The organism is Exiguobacterium sp. s128, assembly GCF_018618815.1.
In the GTDB taxonomy this organism is placed as follows: domain Bacteria; phylum Bacillota; class Bacilli; order Exiguobacteriales; family Exiguobacteriaceae; genus Exiguobacterium_A; species Exiguobacterium_A antarcticum.
Genome location: NZ_JACSMT010000010.1, coordinates 26,677 through 47,031, shown reverse-complemented (window position 1 = coordinate 47,031; position 20,355 = coordinate 26,677). Strand labels below are relative to the sequence as shown.

The window sequence follows — 20,355 nt, the reverse complement described above, 5'->3', positions numbered from 1 at the left end:
GCTGCCCCTCACTGATTCATTATAAAGAATTGACGACTTCAGTACAACGTGGGCAAAGTGTCGGATGAGCCGAATCTTGACCAAGTTCAGTCGAATATGTCCAGCATCGTTCACATTTCTCCCCATCTGCCTTGAGAACCGTGATTGCAGTTGTTCCGTATGTCTTTTCAGCAGACTCTACAAATTCAATCTGTGAGACTTGTAATAACTGTTCCAAATGCTCGATCGTCGCAAGTAATGCTGTTGTTTCAGCGTTTGGTGCAAGCTGCAGTTTCGCTTCCAGTGTTTTCCCGACAAGTTTCTCAGCACGTGCTTCTTCGAGTGCTTTTAAGACGTCATCACGGAAAACGAGGAAACTGTTCCATTTCGCAATCAACGCTAGACCCTCTTCCGATACTTCCGGTGTTTCCGGAAGATCCGTCAAGAAGATACTTGCTGTCTCGACACCCGGAACGAATTCCCATGCTTCGTCTGCCGTATGCGGTAAGACCGGTGCCATCAATTGTAACAACGTGACGACCGTGTCATACATGACCGTTTGAACGGCACGACGCGCCGGTGCATCTTCTTTTTCGATGTATAAGATATCCTTCGTGTAATCGAGATAGAACGATGACAGATCAAGGACACAGAAGTTATGCAACAGTTGATACACTGCCATGAAGTCATACGCATCATACGCTGCTTTGACTTTTCCAACCAGTTGGTCCAGTTTCGTCCGCATGAAACGATCCGATTCCGGCAAGTCAGCAAACGCGACACGATGTGTCGTGTGATCGAATTGATCCAGGTTTCCGAGTAAGAAGCGGACCGTGTTCCGGATTTTCCGGTACGATTCCGAAACTTGTTTGAAGTTGTCCATCGAAGCACGAACATCTGATTGATAATCGACGGAAGCCACCCACAGACGGAGAATCTCAGCACCAAACTGTTGCATGATTTGGATCGGCGCAATCGTATTTCCGATGGATTTCGACATCTTCCGTCCTTGTCCGTCAAGGACGAATCCGTGACTGACGACCGCTTTATATGGCGCTTTCCCTGTCGTTGCGACTGCTGTCGAAAGGGATGAGTTGAACCACCCACGGTATTGGTCCGATCCTTCGAGATAGAGATCCGCCGGACGTTCGAGCTCCGGACGTGCTTCTAACACACCCGCATGTGACGAACCGGAGTCAAACCAGACATCCATGATGTCCGTTTCTTTTTTGAAAAGACCGTTTGGACTTGCCGGATGCGTAAAGCCTTCAGGTAGCAAATCGATGGCTTCGCGCTCATACCAGACGTTTGATCCGTGTGCTGCGAACAGATTCGCGATATGGTCAATCGTTTCCGGTGTGACGATTTCTGTGCCATCTTCTGCATAGAAGATCGGCAGTGGTACGCCCCACGCACGCTGACGCGAAATGACCCAGTCTCCCCGGTCTTTGAACATATTGTGGAGACGTGTTTCGCCCCATTCCGGTACCCATTGAACGCCTTTGATCTCATCCAGGATCTCCGCACGGAAATCTTTGATCGAAGCGAACCACTGGGGTGTCGCCCGGAAGATGACCGGTTTTTTCGTCCGCCAATCGTGTGGATACGAGTGTTTGATGAACGACAATTTCAACAACGCGCCGGCTTCTTCTAACGCAATTCCGATTTCTTTGTTGGCATCTTCATAGAACATGCCTTCAAAACCAGGTGCTTCTGCCGTCATGACACCTTTATCATCGACTGGGCAAAGGACATCCAGTCCATACGCCTGACCGATTCTAAAGTCATCTTCCCCGTGTCCAGGAGCTGTATGGACGACACCGGTTGCTTCCGCCGTGACATGATCGCCAAGCATGACGAGGGACTCACGGTCATAAAGCGGATGTTTCGCTTTGATGTATTCGAAGTCTGCTCCGTTGAAGACACGACCGACCGTCGCTTCTCCCCAACCTAATGCTTCGATGACTTCCGGTACAAGTGTCTCGGCAACGATATAACCTTTGCCTTGGTATTCGATCCGCGCATACGTCAACTCACCGCTGACGGAAATCCCAAGGTTCGCCGGAATCGTCCAAGGTGTCGTCGTCCAGATGACGAAATGATCCGTTGGTTCAAGAATGTTTTTCCCGTCCATGACTTGGAAGGCGACGTAGATGGCAGCAGAACGTTTATCTTGATATTCGATTTCTGCCTCTGCAAGAGCGGATTCCGAAGAAGGCGACCAATAGACTGGTTTTTTTCCTTTGTAAATATAGCCTTTGTTTGCCATATCACCAAACAGACGAATTTGTGCCGCTTCGAATTCCGGTTGCAACGTGATGTAGGGGTTATCATAATCCCCTAACACACCAAGGCGTTTGAACTGTTCACGTTGATGATCGACTTGCTCGAGTGCATATTTCGCACATAACTTGCGGAATTCAGCAACCGACATCGATTTCCGGTCGACACCCGCTTTTTGAAGGGCCGTTTCAATCGGTAATCCGTGCGTATCCCAACCTGGGACGTACGGCGAACGGAAACCGTTCATGGATTTGTAACGAACGACGATGTCTTTTAAGACTTTATTTAAACCATGTCCCATATGGATATCACCATTGGCATAGGGAGGACCATCATGCAAGATGAACGTCGGTTTCCCAACATTTTTTTCCTGGACCGCTTCATACAAGTTCATCTCGTTCCATCGTGCTTGCATGTCCGGTTCGCGTTTTGGTAAGTTACCTCGCATCAAAAATTCGGTTTTCATCATCAATAACGTATCTTTGTACTCCATCTGGCAATCCCTCACTTGTCTGTATTTTACGTACAAAAAAAGCCAAGCTCATCCCTGATAGGGACGAGTTTGGCTTGAACTCGCGGTACCACCCTACTAGCAACCCTGACATACGGATTACCACTTAAGAGCCTGATAACGGAGGCGAAACGACGAAACTTACTGATCAAGCGTTCAGTTTCGTACTCAAAGGGGATATCCTTTTTCATTTACTGATCGGGCTCACACCAGTCCCCGATTCGCTGACAGTATCTTGATAAAAGACGTGTCCTTCTCATTGATTTAACTTATATGACATCGTCGTCATTATACGCAACTGCCGGAATCTCGTCAAGCGCACCGCGGGTCGAACTATCAAACGCATCCCAGTCATGGCTTGTCAGTAATTCCATCTGCGCATCGATCAATACTTTAAACCGGTTTCGATAGAGCTCGATTTTTTTACGCATTTGCTCGACCTCGAAGTCTGTTCGTTGGGCACGACGTTGCGCAGCATCTTGGAGCTGTTCTGCCTCACGTTCGGCTTGTTTGACGATCAAGCTCGCTTCTTTCGTCGCGTTGGCTTTCACTTCTTCGGCGGCTTCTTGCGCTACGATGATGGATTTGTTTAATGTTCCTTCCATCGAGCTAAAATAATCGACACGGGATTGCATGTTTTGAATGACTTCTTGTTGTTGGCGGTTTTCTCGTAATAACAATTCAAAATCCTTGATGACTTGATCAAGAAATTCATTGACCTCATCTTCGTCATAGCCGCGAAACTTACGTGTAAATTCCTTATTGTGAATATCAAGTGGCGTCAATGGCATGATGAAATCCTCCCTCAGCTTGTTGGTTACCCTTTTAACAGACCGTATTGCAATTTGATTCGATCCCGTTTCGTTGAGCCGAGGACGGCAATCAGCTTGACACGTCCTGTTCCACGAAGGGACAATAAATCCCCTTCTTCTAACAGAAAACTAGGATCTTCCACGATTTTATAGTTGACTTTACTTTCACCTTGTTTAATCAAGCTTTGTGCTTTTTGTCGTGAAAAACCAAGAATTTCACTGACCACGGTATCAAAACGTAAGGAGCTGACAAACCCTAACTCTTCTTGCCATTCCTGCTCCTTGGTTTTCAGCTGTTCTTCGAAATCAACGACCGACAAACGGATTTTGGTTTTTCCGGCACGCTCGACGTTGGCTTCGATATACGAAGACACTTCTTTTGCGACCGCAAACTGAACGACTTGATCTTGAATCACGACGTCCCCAAATTTCCCTCGCTTCAGCCCGACGTTCAACAATGTCCCTGTGACCTGTCGATGCGACAATTCTACGAATTTGGTAGGATAATGGATACGATAAATGGCAATATCAAAATCGTTTGCATCGAGATCGTAGTAATCAGGTGCAATCAAAGCACGTTGTCGTTCTGCGCCTTCGAAACCGCCCTCAAAAAAGAGGGCACATTTCGTTCCGACGAGTTCTCGTGTGATCTGTTGTTCACGTGGATCCAAAAAATCAGTTAATTTAAACGTATAGGTCGCTTCGACATGGTCGATCCAGTTCAAGACGAGATCGACAAACTCCCGCTCATGTCCACGATAGTGATCGTATACACTCATTACAAGAAGATTGCTCGAATACCTGACTGTGCCAGATTAAGCACCAGAAAGGCAACGATTGGTGAAATGTCAAGCATACCTCCGATGGGCGGGATAATCCGTCGGAACGGTGCGAGGAACGGTTCGACTAGCATCGCTAATACTTGACCGAATTTAGATTCCCGAGCATTCGGGAACCAGGAAAGTAAAATGTAACCGATCATCACGTAACTGTAATATTGAAGTAACGTACTCAATGTACGCCCGATTGCGTACATGACTTGTGAATCCATGCTTACCACCCCTTATGGTTGATATCGTCTTCTCCGAGTAAGTTCGAAATACTCCCGGCTAACTCGACGTTGTTCGGAACACAGAGGAGTGTATTTTGACTAATCGTCGTAATCGTCCCATCAAGAGCAAACACGACACCCGACAAGAAATTAATCATTTGGCGTGATTGATCTTTCGACATCCGTTGCATGTTCACGATAACGGCACGATTTTGGCGAAGATGTTCTCCAATTTCCTGCGCTTCGTTAAACACACGCGGTTCACTTAAGATGACTTGTGACTTTGTCTTTTTAGTATGGATTGGCACGATGTTGGATTGTCTCACAGGGTCCTCCTTTTGAGTAATACTCGGGGTAGATTCCTCGTAAAACTCCTCATATTCTTGCTGTGAAGCACCTCTACCTTTATTTATTGTAGCATCATTTTCATATTCGAGTTCGTCTAAATCGTCTGTGTTACCAAGAAACAGATTTTGCATTTTCGATTTGAATCCCATATCGATTCTCCTTTCACATTTCTGGACAGTTTTATGGTTGTACCAAAACAGTACCAACCCGGACGTACGTCGCCCCTTCTTCGATGGCAATCTCGTAGTCGGAAGACATACCCATCGATAGTTCCGTACACGGTGCGTACGGCAGATGACGGACCGCTACTTCATCGCGTAATTGACGAAGCGATTGAAAGACCGATCGAATCGTATCTGTATCTTCCGTCAATGGTGCCATCGTCATCAATCCGATGACACGAACCATCGGATACTGCCCCACTTCATGTAAAAATGAGTGTAAGTCAGTTGGTTCGATCCCTTGTTTCGATTCTTCACCGGATACATTGACCTGGACAAAACAATCAACCGGTCGTTTCGCTCGCTTGTTGATCTCTTCTGCTAGGTGAAGGCGATCCAATGAATGTAAGACATCAATCTGATCGATGACTTGGCGGACTTTACGGGTTTGAAGTGTACCGATAAAATGCCATTCGCACACATCACGGCCGAGAGCTGCTTGTTTGTCGGTCAGTCCCTCTGGACGATTTTCACCGAGGGCCGTCACACCTGCCGCGAGCAACTCGGCAGCGACTTCACTTGACACTGATTTCGTCACGCCGATCAATTGTACCTGCTTTTTTTGATCTGTCTTTTCATGTGCCTGTTTCATATTTTGCTGAACCAATCGTACGTTTTCAGAAATCGACATCGAGAGACTCCTTTACAATCAAACTGGCGAATCGTCCTCCATGATCGCCATGGCGATAGGAAAAATAGTCGGCGGCCTGGCAGTTCGTACAAATTCCTGTATCGAGTACGTCCCCGACTCCACTCCGCTCCGCTAACATCGCGTTTGTTTTTTGAAGCGATAACATCGCTTTTCCGTTTCCTTTTTTAGTATAAGGAGATTCCTCTAGTTGAAGTCGGTCGATTGCTTCTAGTACTGGACCATCGACTTCATAACAACATTCGCGAATCGACGGACCAATCACCATCTGAATGGAAGAACGATCTGCTCCTGCCTGCTCCATTTTCGTTAACGTTGCCTCGACGATGTTCGCTACCGTTCCCCGCCATCCCGCATGTGCATTCGCAATGGTACCCGTTCGCGGGTCACAAAAAACAAGAGGAACGCAGTCCGCGAACATCATCATCATCAAGACGTTAGAATCCGTCGTCACCAAGGCATCCGTACCTTTGACCGCCGTCTCATAATCCGACGCTCCCCGACCAGAGTCAAGTGTCGTCACCTGCTCGACATGATTGCCATGAACCTGTTCTGCCCAGACTGAATTTTCAAGCGACAACTCCATTTGTCGGACGATGACTTGACGATTTTCGATGACTCCCGCTGCCTCATCATTGACATGGAGTCCAAGATTTCCATTTCCATGTGGTGCTGAAAACTTTGTCGTAAATGCTGCTCGAACGGTTCCTGTTGGGGTATCCCATTTTATCCATTGACCAAACATCTCATCCCATCCTTTTTTAAAAAAAGAGGTGTCGCTTACGCGACACCTCTTGTCTAGCAGTTGTGTCTCTGGAATACCGGATTAACGATTATTCCGACGAAGGAAAGAAGGAATATCCATCGTCTCTTCGACATCTGACCCTCTCGCTGGTTCTTGGTTCGAGCTACTAGGTGTCTCTTCGACTTGTGGTTTTGGTTCTTCTGCCACTGGTGACGGACTCGCTTGCTTTTTCTTGAGCAAGTTTTTCATCATCTCTTGTGCGGAAGGAATTTCGAAATCGAGTGGTTCGTTTTCAAATTCAGTTGCAATGACTGTGACGATGATTTCATCTTCTAAGTTGTCATTGATGACTGAGCCGAAGATCAAGTTAACTTCCTCATCAGCAGCACTTTGAACGATTTGGGCCGCTTCCGTTACCTCGTAGAGGCTCAGGTTCGCACTTCCCGTAATGTTCATCAAAACACCTTTTGCACCTTCGATTGACGTTTCAAGCAATGGACTTGAAATTGCTTTTTTGGCGGCTTCTGTCGCACGGTGTTCACCAGTTGCGACACCAACACCCATCAAGGCTGAACCTTTTTCCGTCATGATCGTCTTTACATCAGCGAAGTCCAAGTTGATGAGACCAGGAACGGCGATTAAATCCGTAATCCCTTGAACCCCTTGACGAAGCACATTATCGGCTTCTTTAAACGCTTCGAGCATCGGTGTGTTGCGATCGACGATTTCAAGTAATTTATCATTCGGGATGACGATTAAAGTATCGACTTTCTCCTTGAAGTTCTGTACGCCAGATACAGCGTGCTGCATCCGTTTACGTCCTTCAAACATAAATGGTTTTGTAACGACACCTACAGTAAGTGCCCCGATTTCTTTAGAAATCTCCGCGATGACCGGTGCAGCACCTGTTCCGGTACCACCACCCATTCCAGCAGTGACAAAGACCATATCGGCACCAGACAGAATTTCCGTCAACTGCTCACGGCTTTCTTCTGCCGCTTTCTTCCCGATTTCCGGATTCGCTCCGGCACCGAGACCGCGTGTCAATTTTGCACCCAATTGAAGCTTAACATCAGCTTTAGACATATTTAACGCTTGTGCATCCGTATTGACAGCGATGAATTCTACGCCTTGGACACCATGTTCAATCATTCGGTTGACAGCGTTTGATCCACCGCCACCTACTCCGATGACTTTGATTTTAGCTACTTGGTCCATCATTTCATCAAAATGCAACATAAAAGGGGCCCCCTATTTTTTTTACTGATAATTTTTTACTTAACCGAAAAATTTCTCAAAGAAACTACTGAATGACTTCCGTTCTTTTGGAGGCTGTTCCCGCGGTGTTCGATCTTCGCGTACGGGCGCTTGTGATGCTTTCGTCAACAGTTCTTCTTGTTCACGTTGTTCACGCCCTTGTGCACTAGTTCCCTTTTCATCTGCCCGGTCAAACCCGGACTTCGAAACCGTACTTCGTGAGAGAACATATCGCAACATCCCAGCAGCTACAGCATACTTCGGATGACGGATCCCTAAACTTGCTGGCTGATAGACGTTGACACTTTGTTTGAAGATGCGTTTACCAAGCTGATCAATCCCAGGTAACGATGAACTTCCGCCGCAAAGAATGATGCCACTATTCATTTGTGAATAACCGGCTTGCGTCATTCGCTTCTGAATCATCTCAAAAATTTCTTCAAGACGGGCTTCGAGTACAAAACCGATCTCTGTTTGCGGTTCAAAACGATGTTCACCATTAATCGTCACATACGAGACTTTTTCTTCAGGGTCACCCAGTGCTTCTAGCGCGACGCCGTACTCTTCTTTTGCGAGTTTCGCATCTTGGTATTTACAATTCATTTTATACGTCAAATCGCGTGTCAGATGATCTCCGCCATACGATAGTGTCGTTGAGTACACTAAATCATTTTTTTCATAAATTGAGAGTGTGGTCGTTTCATGTCCGATATCGACGATCCCGACACCAAGTTCTAACTCATCAATCGAAGCTGCAATTCGTGAGACGGCTAGACTTTCCAGCACATATCCCGCAAGTTCTAGACCAGCTCGTTCAATCGAACGTTTGATGCTATGTAGAATCGTCTTCGCTCCGATGATCAGTTTCCCTGTCACTTCTAAGCGATAACCAATCATACCGCGAGGATCCGTAATCTCTGTTTGCTGATCGACAGTAAACGTTTTAGGTAACACGTCAACGACACTCAGCTCGTTTGGAATTCGCATGACCATTGCTGAATGAAGGACATCCTTCACATCGTCATCCGTGATTTCATTATCCTCGCCTTTGATCGATGTCATACCTTGACAATCCTTCACTTGGATATGTTCACCAGAAATTGCTACATATACTTCACCAATCGGTTCACCAAGTGTACGTTCCACCTCTGCAACCGCTTGTTTAATGGCATTGACTGTTTGATCGATGTCGACGATGACACCTCGCTTGACGCCGGCGGATGGTGCAGATCCTTCTGCCAACACATTCAGCGTTCCACCAAGAAGTTCACCGACAATGAGTTTGACTTCTGATGTCCCAATGTCTAGCGCGGCAATCGTACCTTTCGTTTCCATGGGAGTGACACCTCCACTTTCATAATACTAATCCTACTGTCCCTGTTTATATTTACAGGAATCAAGACAATCTTCTTCTCGTTTAAGTCTACACTATAAAAAACCTCACGAAAAGGAGTTATTGCCTAACTTACCCATCTAATAGATTACGATTTGATGACGATAGCTCCACTTTCTTACTAATGAAAACAAACGTTTGTCAAACCGATGTATTCAAAGATGTGTTTTTCTATTTTTTTCCTTTATATGGTTTGAAATAGATTCCACCATCAATTGTGATCGTTCCCGTTTTCCCTTTCGGTAGAGCGGAGATCACTTTGACATATTCATTCAACGAGTTAGAAAAAGCCGAAGTACTCAATAAGACGGTATTCCCGTCCGTCATGAATAACTTCAGTCCTCCTTTATCCGTCTGATCGTTTGCGACGATTTCCGAAATCCGACTGCGGACTTTCGGCTCGATCTTAACGAGTTCCTTCGTCAGACGTTGCAAGGACTGATCCGTAAATCCTGTTAGAATCGGTGCATCAAATAACTCTTCCTTTGACTTTCCAGGAAGAATCGTGCCATCCGCTAAGACAATCCGTGCACCAGGTTTATCCTTGGCGTACGCAATCTCTTTTTCTTCCACGACGTCTACTTCATAATGATGCAGAAATGTTTTCGTCATTGCCGCTTCTCGGATTCCCGGCACGTTTTCGATCCGCTCCAACACGGCTTCTTCCGACACATTGAAAGCATGTGTCTCCTTCACCTTAATACGTGACGCTTGGATGATGTCTTCCTTCTTGACGTTAATGGTGCCTGTGACGTCAAACGCCGTGACACGCGAAAAACTAGATTGAAGGTAAAAGACCACACCAATCAATAGACCGATCAGGATGAGGACATAGATTAAACGTCGGTTCGCCTTCTTCCGACGTTGCTCACGGACATATGGAATTTTATCTTCTAGGCTGCGGACAGTCGTATCCATCTTCGGCTGTCTTGCTTGTTGTCGTTCCTTCACGTAAGCCTCTCCCTCCGTTATCTTTAAATTCATTACCTTATCGGTCTATTCCTGCAAGGGTTTAATTTTTTTGCTCAATTAACCGTAACAATTCATCAACTAAATCACTTGCTGCATCTGGCATACCAAGCGCAAGGGATGCTTGTGACATCGCTTTTTGCTCGGCAATCGCCTTCGCGCAGGCGGCAAACAACCGGTCTCCGGTCAGTTCGTTTTCTCGAATCAATAGACTCGCACCTGTCTCAACAAGAGAGGAAGCATTCACTTCTTGATGATTCTCCGTCACATACGGGCTCGGAATCAAGACACTTGGTAATCCCAGTGTCGTCAGCTCCGCTAATGTACTGGCACCGGATCGTGACACGACGAGTTGACTCGCTTTTAAGATCAATGGTAAATCATAGATGAACGGTCGTAACTGGATTCGCTCAGGTAATTCACCGAGTTGATTCTTAATCTGCTCGTAATGGACCTGACCCGTCACGAATAACAGCGACCAGTCCGTTTCGGTCAGTTTCGGAATCATTTCGACGACAGCCTGATTGATGGCTGGTGCCCCCCGGCTTCCGCCGTACACGACGATCAATGGACGTCCTTCTTCAAAACCATACTTTTTTCGTTCCTCAACGGGATCAATTTCAAGTATGGCCACTTCCGAAGCCCGTGGATTTCCGATTAACATCGTTTTTGCTTCATTTTTGCCGAAGTAATGACCCGAACCTTTGAAGGACAAGGCAACACGATCGACATAACGTGCTAAAAACTTATTCGTGATTCCCGGTAGGCTGTTTTGTTCATGGACAACTGTCTTATATCCCATCTTCGCTGCCGTATAGAGCACGGGTCCACAGACGAAACCACCTGTCCCGACCACGATATCCGGTTTGAATTGACGGAGAAGCTTTCGCACACGGACGACACTTTTCACAAAACGAACACCCGTTTTGACGTTCTCAAAAGACAACGATCGGCGTAATCCTGAAATTTCAATCGCCTCAAAGGGAATCCCAGCTCGCCGGACGATATCCGCTTCCAGTCCATTTTCCGTTCCGATATACAACACTTCACATGTCGTGCGGCGTTCGATTTCCCGAATCATGGCTAAAGCTGGATAGATGTGTCCACCCGTACCCCCACCTGAAACTACAATCCTCATTTTGCCGCACCTCCTGTTTTTTGGACGGAGCGGATAAAGTGTTCGCCACGTTCTTCATACGTTTTATATTGATCCCAACTGGCTGACGCTGGAGATAATAAGATGATGTCACCTGGTTCCGATACGTCAAACGCAACCGAAACGGCCTCTTCCATCTCCCGTGTGACCGTCGCAGCAACGTTTTGATCATGTGCCAAGTCGGCAAACCGTTGCCCCGTTTCTCCTAATCCGATGACGTGTTTCACATGCGTCATCGCACTACTTAACGGAGTCAGATCAGCGCCACGTTCCAAGCCTCCGCACAACCAAATGATGGGTGACTGAAAACCAGACAAGGCTGCTTCCGTCGCCACATTGTTTGTCGCCTTCGAATCATTATAGACTTTTCGTCCGACAAACTCGCCGATGTATTCTGTCCGGTGAGCCACTCCACCAAATGTCCGCAATACCTCTTGAACGGCTTCTAAAGAAATATCAAACGGTTCAATCAGCGTTAAGGCTGCTAAGACATTTTCTAGATTGTGTCCGCCTCCAAGTGCCAGTTCACTGACCGGAAGGATTGCTGTCTGATCAATGAGGATCATCCCGTCCTCAACGTGCGCATAAGCGTTCTGTTGACGCGAAAAGGTCAATCGTTCCGCCTTTGCTGTTTCACTTAAACGCATGACTTCCTTATCGTCGGCGTTGACGACAAGACGTCCCGATGCGTCCATCTTCGAAAAAATCCGGGCTTTGGCTTCTCCATAGGAAGCAACGTCTCCATGATAGTCCAGATGAGCTGGTGAAAGATTCAAAAATGCCGCGCTGACTGGTTTAAACGTCTCAATCCCCATCAATTGGAAACTAGATAACTCAATGACGATCAGGTCGCCTGCTGTTGCCTGTTGCGCGATTTCGACTGCCGGAAATCCGATGTTTCCTGCTAAGTGAACACGTTTAGATCCACGTTTCAAGAGTTCATGGACAAGTGTCGTCGTCGTCGTTTTCCCGTTTGATCCGGTAATCGCGACCCAATCGGCTTCGGTCGAACGATAGGCCAATTCGACTTCGGTCCAAATCGGAATCCCTTGTTCCATTGCTGCTTCGAGCAACGGAATCTGATAAGGGATCCCCGGGTTTTTCACAATCAGTTCAATTCCTTCTAGTAAAGACAACGGATGACTCCCAAAAACCGTCTCGACGTCTAATGTTTCGAGCGTCTTTACATCGTTTTCCGAAGGTGTTCCGCCATCATTCACCGTCACGACGGCTCCTGTCTTGACTAAGTACGTCGCTGCTGCGATACCGCTTTTCGCCGTACCAAGGACCAATACTTTTTTTTTGTCCAGTTCAGAAATCTTCATCTTTAAATCGCTCACTTTCTTGACTACGAATTTCAGTTATACGAACAGATAGGCGATGAACGCCATGATAAAACTGATGGAAGCAAACGTTCCAACAATCCGCCATTCACTCCAACCAACCATTTCAAAATGGTGATGGATTGGACTCATCTTAAAAATCCGTTTCCCTGTCGTTTTAAAGGAGATGACTTGTAAAATGACAGACAATGTTTCGACGACGAAGACGATTCCAATCAATACTAACAAAAGTTCTAGTTTCAGTAAGATCGATAGACCGGCCAGTGCCGCCCCTAATGCAAGTGATCCGGTATCCCCCATGAAGATTTTAGCAGGATAAACATTAAAAACTAAGAAACCAATCAAAGCACCGACCGCTGAAAAGGCGAACAGGGCGACACCTGGCTCATCTGCAATGAACCAACCATATAGACCAAAGAATAAGAACGTTGGGATGGCCGTAAAGGAGACGAGTCCATCCAGTCCATCTGTTAGATTCACCGCATTCGAGAACCCAACAAGCCAGAATAAGGCTACAAACGGGTACAGCAGTCCGAAATCAAGTGTCCACGAAGTAAACGGGATCGATAAGTACGTCGCGTTACTCGTAAATCCGCCACTCAACCAGACAAACAACAATCCAACAACGATTTGCCCGACTAATTTTTGTTTCGAATTCAAACCTAGATTACGTTTTTTGACGACCTTGATATAATCATCGATAAATCCAATCGCTCCATAAGCAAGCGTCAAAAAGAGTAAGGAAAGATGACTTCTGTCCAAGTCGCTCATCAAGAGCAAGACGATCAGGCTTCCGATCATCGCAAGTAAAATCACGATTCCGCCCATCGTTGGTGTACCGGACTTCACTTGGTGCCAATCCGGACCTTCTTCACGAATCTCTTGGCCGAATTTCAGACTATGCAAAAAAGGAATCGCTTTTGGCATCACGAGTACGACGACCAAAAACGCAATGATTAAACTGATGAATAATGCGATCATTACAAACACCTACTTTTAAGGATTAAGTTTCATTTAGATATGTGAAGATTTGTTCAAGGGCAAGCCCGCGTGAAGCTTTTAACAAGACGACGGTCTGATCTCCGAGTAGTGGATGGAGTAAACGTGCCGCATCTTCGACCGTGTCCGCATATTGGACTTGAACGGTTGGATCAACGATACCTTCCGCGATATAACGTCCTTTCCCCCCTACAAGAATAGCATGTGACACAGGAAGTGCAATCTTCTTCCCGACAGATGCGTGTAACACACGTTCTTGCTGTCCGAGTTCATACATATCTCCGAGGACGACGACTTTATGCGTAAAGCCATCCAATGTAGCAATCGTCTCGATTGCTGCGTTCATTGACGTCGGACTAGCGTTGTAGGCATCGTTGATGATGGCCGTTTGCCCATACATCAACCGTTCCATCCGCATCGGTGTCAGCTCGACCTCATTCAGCCCTGCTTGAATCACTTCGTCTGATAACCCAAGTGCTCTTGCCGTCGCTATCGCGTAGGCGGCATTGCGTACTTGGTGTTTTCCGAGTACCGGTATGCCGAACGTCGTGCCATCGAATTTAAACGCCGTTCCGATGAACGTCGCTTCTGCCTGTTCAATGACAAACGTATTCGTCTGGTGATATCCAATCCGTTCTGCTGTCGCTTCTGCCAACAACGGTTCATCGCCATCGATGAACAGATGTCCTCCTGGTTTTAAACCCGATTGGATCTCTAACTTCGCCTGTGCGATGCCCGTTCGTCCCCCGACCTGTTCTGCATGCGACTCTCCGATATTGGTCACGAGCGCGATGTCCGGTTCAGCAAGGTTTGACAATAATTCGATATCACCGAATCCATTCATTCCCATCTCCAAGACGGCGACTTCTGTATCGCGCGGCATCATCAAAATCGTAAGCGGCATCCCGATGTCCGAGTTGAAGTTCCCTGCTGTCTTATGTGTCCGGTACGTTCGTTTCAACACACTTTCAATCATATCTTTTGTTGACGTTTTTCCGTTTGAACCGGTAATCGCGATGACTTTCGGCGCAACCTGTTTTAAATACTGCTGCGCAATCAACTGTAAAGCTGCTAACGGTTCGTCGACTTCAAGGACAACGATGTCCGTCTGAGGAACAGGTATCCCTTTTTTCCATAACGTTGCGATTGCTCCCTGTTGGACCGCTCCCTCGATGAACCTATGTCCGTCGACGCGTGCCCCTTGAATCGGAATGTACAGTCCATCTGTCAGCGTACTTCTTGAGTCCGTCGCGAAGTTTCGTAACGGTCGTGTATCTGTTTCGTTAAGTCCTAACCACTGTGCAAGTTGTGCAATTGTCACCATGAATGTTTCCTCCACTCGTTTACAGCAAACGAGGACGAACAGAAGTCAACGAATGACTCCGGTCCGTCCTCGTTTCACTGCAGAAATCAGGAGACCGCCGTTTCTTACTCTTTTGGTTCAGCGAGTTCCACCGTCAGCTTTCCATTTTCTTTCACTAGTGTACCAGTTCGTGCCGATTGTTTGGTTACAAAACCTTTACCAATCACATCTAACTTCAAATTATACAAACTGACTAATTTTTTGACATCACGTTGTGACCAGCCTGTCAAATCGGGTATCTTAAACGTATTAGCTGTTTTGAGTAGCACACGTTCCCCACTGACGAACTCTTGGCCACGTGTCGGAATTTGCGACACGACTTGAGCACCGTCACCGAGAAGGACTGGGACCGCCCCTTGTTCTTTTGCTAATGATTTTGCTTGATTCATACTTTTTCCGATATAACTCGGAATGATTTTTGCTTTGACATCGACGGACTCTTTTTGAGTCGCCGGTTTGATGCTCCGATATTGAAGTGCTGTGTTCATGACACTTTTGAAAACCGGACTCATGATACTTGGACCTGACACCGAGGATTCATTTTTAGATGGTCGATCAACAGCGATGTACATGATCAATTCTGGATCATCCTTTGGTGCCATCCCGATGAAGGAATGAATGAACTGTCCTTGGATGTACTTCCCATTTTCTGAAATCTGTGCCGTCCCGGTTTTTCCGATGACACGGTAATCTTTTAACTTATACATCTGACCTGTCCCGATTTTACTATTGACGACACCATCTAATGCTTCTCGTGTCGCTTTTGCCGCTTCAGCTGAAATCGGTTTTCCGACCACTTCCGTTTTTGCTTTATACGGCGCTTTATCGGTATGATCCGCTTTTTGGATGATGTGTGGTTTGACCATTTCACCGTTTCCGGCAATGGCCGTCGCTCCTTGGAGAATCTGCATCGGCGTCACTGCCGTCGATTGCCCCCACGACGTGATCAGCGTATTTAACGGTTTGGATAAATCGGATTGACTGTTGACTTCACCCGAAATGTCTATACCCGTCTTTTGATCAAAATGAAACTTCTTGAAATACTCTTTATACCGCTCAATCCCAAGCTTTTCTGCAGTCAAGATGGAGAACATGACGTTTGAAGAATGATAGACTCCTTCAATCATCGGAATCGTTCCCCAACCGACATCGTTATAGTCCTTGATGACCGTCCCCTTGTAATTGTAGTTCCCCGACTTATAAGGTTCATTCGGACGGAACACACCGGCATCGATTGCTGCTGCTAACGTAAAGATTTTCATCGTCGATCCTGGTTCGAAGCGTGAGGACACGGCAAAGTTCGTAAAGTCCGTCATGTCCCGTAGATTAGGATTAAAGGACGGACGATCCGCCATTGCTAAAATCTCACCGGTCTTCGCATCCATGACGATGCCGGTCGCATTTTTCGGTTTGTACTCGTTGTACATTTTTTGCATTTGTTTCTCAAGTGCTTGCTGAATGCGATGATCAATCGTCAAGTACAAGTTTGATCCGTCTTTCGGTTCGTTTGAAATCTTTGAAGTTCCTTGAACCAACTCACCGCCACTTCGGTCTTTTTCAAACACACGCGATCCAAACGTTTCGCGTAAGGCCTCGTCATATTGCTTCTCTATCCCCATCTGACCTTTTAAAACGACCCGCCCGTTATCTTCTGTTATCTTTTGGACGAATCCTAACGTATCAGACAGGAAAATCCCATTCGGATAATACCGTTTTGGTTCCTCGATCAAGCGAATGCCAGGTAACTTCAGTTGATCGATTTTCTCTTTTTGATCGAGTGTCAGATCATTCCCTTTTTTTCCGAACTCGATTTGAGAACGGTCCTTGTTCTCGATTAAGTACGTTTCCAGTTCCTTGACCGGCATACCAAGAATCGGTGCAAGACCTGTCGCTGTTTTTTTAAAATCAACGACCGTCTCGTCCGGATCTTTTTCCCCACCGAGACGATAGACGGCGACCAGATGATAGGACGGAATATTGATCGCAATCGGCGAACCTAACCGATCAAAGATTTCTCCGCGCTCTGCTGATAACGTCGACTGGGCTTCCCACCGTTTTTTTTCGGCGTAGACGATCATATCTTCACCATGAAATTGTTTCGTCGTCGATAGATATAAAAAACGGCTAATGAACACCAAAAAGAGAGCAGCAAATATCCATAAGATAAAGCGTACTCTCCGTCGGGATTTAGATAGTGGATTCATTTAGGAATCACCTTGATGTTCCCTTTTCGCATGTCAAGACCTTGTTCTTTCGCAATCTTGTAAATTCGTTCTGGAGAGCTTAAGTTTGTCACTTCAAGTTGAAGCCGTTCATTTTCTTTTTTCATTTCTTGCGTCACCCGGTTTTCCTTCGCAAGATCGAGGCTTACATTATACGCATCGTTATGTGCGCCAATCGTCATGCTGCCAAATAGGACGACTCCACCAATCATCGCACTGTACAAAAACTTTTCAAATGGATACAAACGGTATTTCGGACGGACCGCGACACGACGTGCGATGTCTTCCGTCTTACGTGGTTGTTGGATCGGTTGCTGTCGAACGGGTTCTACCGATTGAATCGGTTTTCGAAGTGGTTCTGCCATTTGAATGCTCCTCTCAGCTTTCTTTCATTTTTTCAACAATCCGCAACTTAGCCGAACGCGACCGTCGATTATCATCGAGTTCGTCATCTCCTGCTGTGATCGGTTTTCTTGTCACCAGACGTAATTCCGGTTCGAATTCTTTTGGAATCATCGGTAATCCTTGTGGAAGTTCAGGTAAAGATGATTTTTCCTTGAAGGCCTGTTTGCACATACGATCTTCAAGTGAATGGAACGTGATGACACATAATCGACCACCAACGGCTAACAAATCAATTGCTTGATAGACTGCCCGGTCGAACACATTTAATTCATCGTTCACGGCAATCCGGATGGCTTGGAACGTTCGTTTTGCAGGATGTCCGCCTTTGCGTCTAGCGGGGGCTGGAATCGCATCCTTGATCAACTCGACGAGTTCAAACGTCGTTTCGATTGGCCCTACTTCACGTGCTTTTTCAATCTTGCGGGCAATCTGTTTGGAGAATTTTTCTTCTCCATATGTAAACAAAATCCGGACAAGATCATTATACGGCCACTCATTAACGACTTCGTACGCAGAAAGTGAAGACGTTTGGTCCATCCGCATGTCAAGACGCGCATCAAAATTGTAGCTGAATCCACGTTCGCCTTCATCCAACTGAGGAGAAGACACACCTAGATCAAACAAGATCCCATCGACTTTCGTTACACCACGTGCCTCTAATTCTTCTTGTAAATGTACAAAATTACTTTTTATTAATGTAAAGCGACCTTCATACGCCGCGAGACGTTCTGCTGCATGTTCCAGTGCGACATCATCTTGGTCAAACGCGTACAGATGTCCTGTCGTCAATTGTTTGACGATCTCTTCACTGTGTCCTGCTCCACCTAACGTACAATCGACATAAATCCCGTCAGGTTCGATATTTAGCCCTTTAATGGACTCCCATTTTAATACTGTTTCATGCTCAAACATATGCTGCCTCACCTTTCACTGTCCACACTGGACGTTACTCTTTTTCAATGTATCATATTCTTTCTTAAAAACGTTACGAAAATGAGACAGTTTCCTTGATTTTTTGAACTTTTGTGTATCTTTCGTTAAAAAAACAAAAAAACCTGCTAAATCAGCAGGTTTAGATCAAAATTTTCAATTGTTCCGCTTCTGTTCGCTCATAGTGAACACGAAGGGTTTGGAGCAAGTCCAACCCATACCGATTCAACCAAGGTAAAATCGAATGAATCCGTTCTTGCGGTACACCACCTGGTGACAATTGATACTGCAGTGCCCGATCAGAACGGTTCGCCTGTTCGTGAAGACGTCGTTCCTGATCGATGATCGTCTCGAATGTAAGCTGAAGCTGTTTGTTTAACTTCGCCGAAATCGATGTTGTGTTTAAGACGTTTTTTTCGACCTGCGCGACTTCCTCCATCAAAACTTCACCCAGTAGTGTAGACGCATGTAACTGTTGTTTAATTTTTGCCGCATCAAAAGGTGCGATCGGTATTCCTTCACTCAATACTTGTTCCAAGGTAAACGTATGCTGTTGCAATCGCTTTTCGTCACGCGCCTGGACCATGACGGCCCCCATACGCGGAATCAAGAGAGGCATCGTCCAATCAAAATGATGGAAGAGCGGACGAAGTCTTGTCCAGTAGGCAATTTCTCCCGGTCCACCGATGTAAGCCAAGGTCGGGAATAAGTAGTCCTGCATCAGCGGGCGTGTCACGACACTGTTCGAAAATCGTTCCGGACTCGCATAGAGTAATGCCAATAGTTCAAGTTCCGTATACGTTTTCCCTTGTTTCGTCACAAAATCTTGCCCTGGATATAACAAATCACGTCCGATGTCTTCGACAAACAGATGGGCCGCTTCTTCGTTTAAGAAGGTGTCCGGTAAATCAGCCGTTTGTTGGATTCCTTCCGACAAAGCTTGCCGGATATCCGCATTGTCCTGAATCAATCGTTCGAAAAACGGAATCTCGAGTTGCCGGACTGCTTCAGCATCTGCATCAAAGAAGATGATGTCATGATTCACCAGTTCTCCCAGGAAAGCTGCAAAAAAACCACCGTACGTCGTGCTGGTCTCGATCAACCGATCGGATAAAGCCAATAAGTCTTTTGTATGTTGTGTCTCTTGTTCTGTACATAATGCCTGACGAACGATTTCCTTGACGGCCGCTTGATCAAACGTCAGCCGACTGACGGAACGTGCGATGGAGTCTGGTGCCGCGACAGTCAACTTCCGTGTCTGATAGTCGTGCGTCGGAACGATCAGATGATTGATCTCATCAAAGTCATGATCTTCGGTTGCAAGCCAAAAAATCGGAAGAACCGGACGATCGAGCAACTCTTCCGTTTCGCGTGCAACCTTCAGACAGGTCAATAATTTATAGACGGCATACAAAGGCCCACCAAAAATACCCGTTTGCTGTCCGGTGATGACGACTTGTGCTTCTCCTGTCCGCAATTGTTCGAGTCGTTCCTTCAATTCATCGTTTAGTTGAGGATTTTGTCGGATCAGTTCATCGACGAGTAGACTGAGATGCGGATACTGTCTGTCTTGTATCTGTTGACTCCGTGTATGCATGCCTTCTGTTCCAATATGATCAACGTATTTTGAAAATTCTTGTTGAGATGCCTGATGCATCAATGAATCTTCAGCATACAAAGCGTGAAATGGTTGTACCTTCAAACAAAATCCCTTCTTTC

Annotated in this window: 18 protein-coding genes and 1 other annotated feature; all 18 genes read right to left on the bottom strand. The window is 46.3% G+C overall.

The window, feature by feature from the left end; genetic code table 11:
- Positions 1-19 precede the first annotated feature (19 nt).
- On the bottom strand, positions 20-2,755 hold the full coding sequence (gene ileS, locus KNQ13_RS06110; RefSeq protein ID WP_026829894.1) for an isoleucine--tRNA ligase: 2,736 nt from the start codon (positions 2,753-2,755) through the stop codon (positions 20-22).
- 56 nt (positions 2,756-2,811) lie between these two features.
- Positions 2,812-3,042: a binding site (T-box leader), on the bottom strand.
- Entirely contained in the window at positions 3,043-3,564 is a 522-nt protein-coding gene (locus tag KNQ13_RS06105; protein WP_014970756.1) for a DivIVA domain-containing protein, read from the bottom strand.
- Positions 3,565-3,590: 26 nt separating this feature from the next.
- Positions 3,591-4,364 (bottom strand): YlmH family RNA-binding protein, encoded by a 774-nt coding sequence (locus KNQ13_RS06100; RefSeq protein ID WP_014970757.1) that lies wholly within the window; start codon positions 4,362-4,364, stop codon positions 3,591-3,593.
- The gene (locus KNQ13_RS06095) at positions 4,364-4,636 is read right to left on the bottom strand and encodes a YggT family protein (protein ID WP_014970758.1); all 273 of its coding nucleotides are present in this window, start codon (positions 4,634-4,636) and stop codon (positions 4,364-4,366) included. The genes KNQ13_RS06100 and KNQ13_RS06095 overlap by 1 nt, the downstream gene beginning before the upstream one ends.
- Positions 4,637-4,638: 2 nt before the next feature.
- Positions 4,639-4,962 (bottom strand): cell division protein SepF, encoded by a 324-nt coding sequence (locus tag KNQ13_RS06090; RefSeq protein ID WP_233494514.1) that lies wholly within the window; start codon positions 4,960-4,962, stop codon positions 4,639-4,641.
- A 202-nt stretch (positions 4,963-5,164) separates the two neighbouring features.
- A complete protein-coding gene (locus KNQ13_RS06085) occupies positions 5,165-5,836 on the bottom strand; it encodes a YggS family pyridoxal phosphate-dependent enzyme (RefSeq protein WP_014970760.1) in 672 nt (223 codons plus the stop codon).
- Positions 5,823-6,599, bottom strand: a complete 777-nt coding sequence (pgeF, locus tag KNQ13_RS06080; protein WP_209548207.1) for a peptidoglycan editing factor PgeF — start codon at positions 6,597-6,599, stop codon at positions 5,823-5,825. Before pgeF ends, KNQ13_RS06085 begins: the two co-directional genes overlap by 14 nt.
- An 81-nt stretch (positions 6,600-6,680) precedes the next feature.
- Positions 6,681-7,838, bottom strand: a complete 1,158-nt coding sequence (gene ftsZ, locus KNQ13_RS06075) for a cell division protein FtsZ (RefSeq protein ID WP_014970762.1) — start codon at positions 7,836-7,838, stop codon at positions 6,681-6,683.
- Between the two features lie 39 nt (positions 7,839-7,877).
- Positions 7,878-9,191, bottom strand: a complete 1,314-nt coding sequence (ftsA, locus tag KNQ13_RS06070) for a cell division protein FtsA (protein WP_014970763.1) — start codon at positions 9,189-9,191, stop codon at positions 7,878-7,880.
- 229 nt (positions 9,192-9,420) lie between these two features.
- Positions 9,421-10,200 carry a cell division protein FtsQ/DivIB gene (locus KNQ13_RS06065; RefSeq protein ID WP_209548206.1) on the bottom strand — a complete coding sequence of 260 codons (780 nt, stop codon included), beginning with the start codon at positions 10,198-10,200 and terminating at the stop codon, positions 9,421-9,423.
- Between the two features lie 61 nt (positions 10,201-10,261).
- Entirely contained in the window at positions 10,262-11,356 is a 1,095-nt protein-coding gene (gene murG, locus KNQ13_RS06060) for an undecaprenyldiphospho-muramoylpentapeptide beta-N-acetylglucosaminyltransferase (protein WP_014970765.1), read from the bottom strand.
- A complete protein-coding gene (murD, locus tag KNQ13_RS06055) occupies positions 11,353-12,699 on the bottom strand; it encodes a UDP-N-acetylmuramoyl-L-alanine--D-glutamate ligase (protein WP_026829895.1) in 1,347 nt (448 codons plus the stop codon). Before murD ends, murG begins: the two co-directional genes overlap by 4 nt.
- A 36-nt stretch (positions 12,700-12,735) precedes the next feature.
- Positions 12,736-13,698 (bottom strand): phospho-N-acetylmuramoyl-pentapeptide-transferase, encoded by a 963-nt coding sequence (gene mraY, locus KNQ13_RS06050; RefSeq protein ID WP_026829896.1) that lies wholly within the window; start codon positions 13,696-13,698, stop codon positions 12,736-12,738.
- A 22-nt stretch (positions 13,699-13,720) separates the two neighbouring features.
- Positions 13,721-15,040, bottom strand: a complete 1,320-nt coding sequence (locus tag KNQ13_RS06045) for a UDP-N-acetylmuramoyl-tripeptide--D-alanyl-D-alanine ligase (RefSeq protein ID WP_034773973.1) — start codon at positions 15,038-15,040, stop codon at positions 13,721-13,723.
- Between the two features lie 104 nt (positions 15,041-15,144).
- The gene (locus KNQ13_RS06040; RefSeq protein ID WP_014970769.1) at positions 15,145-17,283 is read right to left on the bottom strand and encodes a penicillin-binding protein; all 2,139 of its coding nucleotides are present in this window, start codon (positions 17,281-17,283) and stop codon (positions 15,145-15,147) included.
- Complete coding sequence (ftsL, locus tag KNQ13_RS06035; RefSeq protein ID WP_014970770.1) at positions 17,280-17,666, bottom strand: cell division protein FtsL; 387 nt, start codon at positions 17,664-17,666, stop codon at positions 17,280-17,282. The genes KNQ13_RS06040 and ftsL overlap by 4 nt, the downstream gene beginning before the upstream one ends.
- A 13-nt stretch (positions 17,667-17,679) precedes the next feature.
- The gene (gene rsmH / locus KNQ13_RS06030; protein WP_014970771.1) at positions 17,680-18,618 is read right to left on the bottom strand and encodes a 16S rRNA (cytosine(1402)-N(4))-methyltransferase RsmH; all 939 of its coding nucleotides are present in this window, start codon (positions 18,616-18,618) and stop codon (positions 17,680-17,682) included.
- 160 nt (positions 18,619-18,778) lie between these two features.
- The gene (bshC, locus tag KNQ13_RS06025; RefSeq protein WP_026829898.1) at positions 18,779-20,338 is read right to left on the bottom strand and encodes a bacillithiol biosynthesis cysteine-adding enzyme BshC; all 1,560 of its coding nucleotides are present in this window, start codon (positions 20,336-20,338) and stop codon (positions 18,779-18,781) included.
- Positions 20,339-20,355 lie beyond the last annotated feature (17 nt).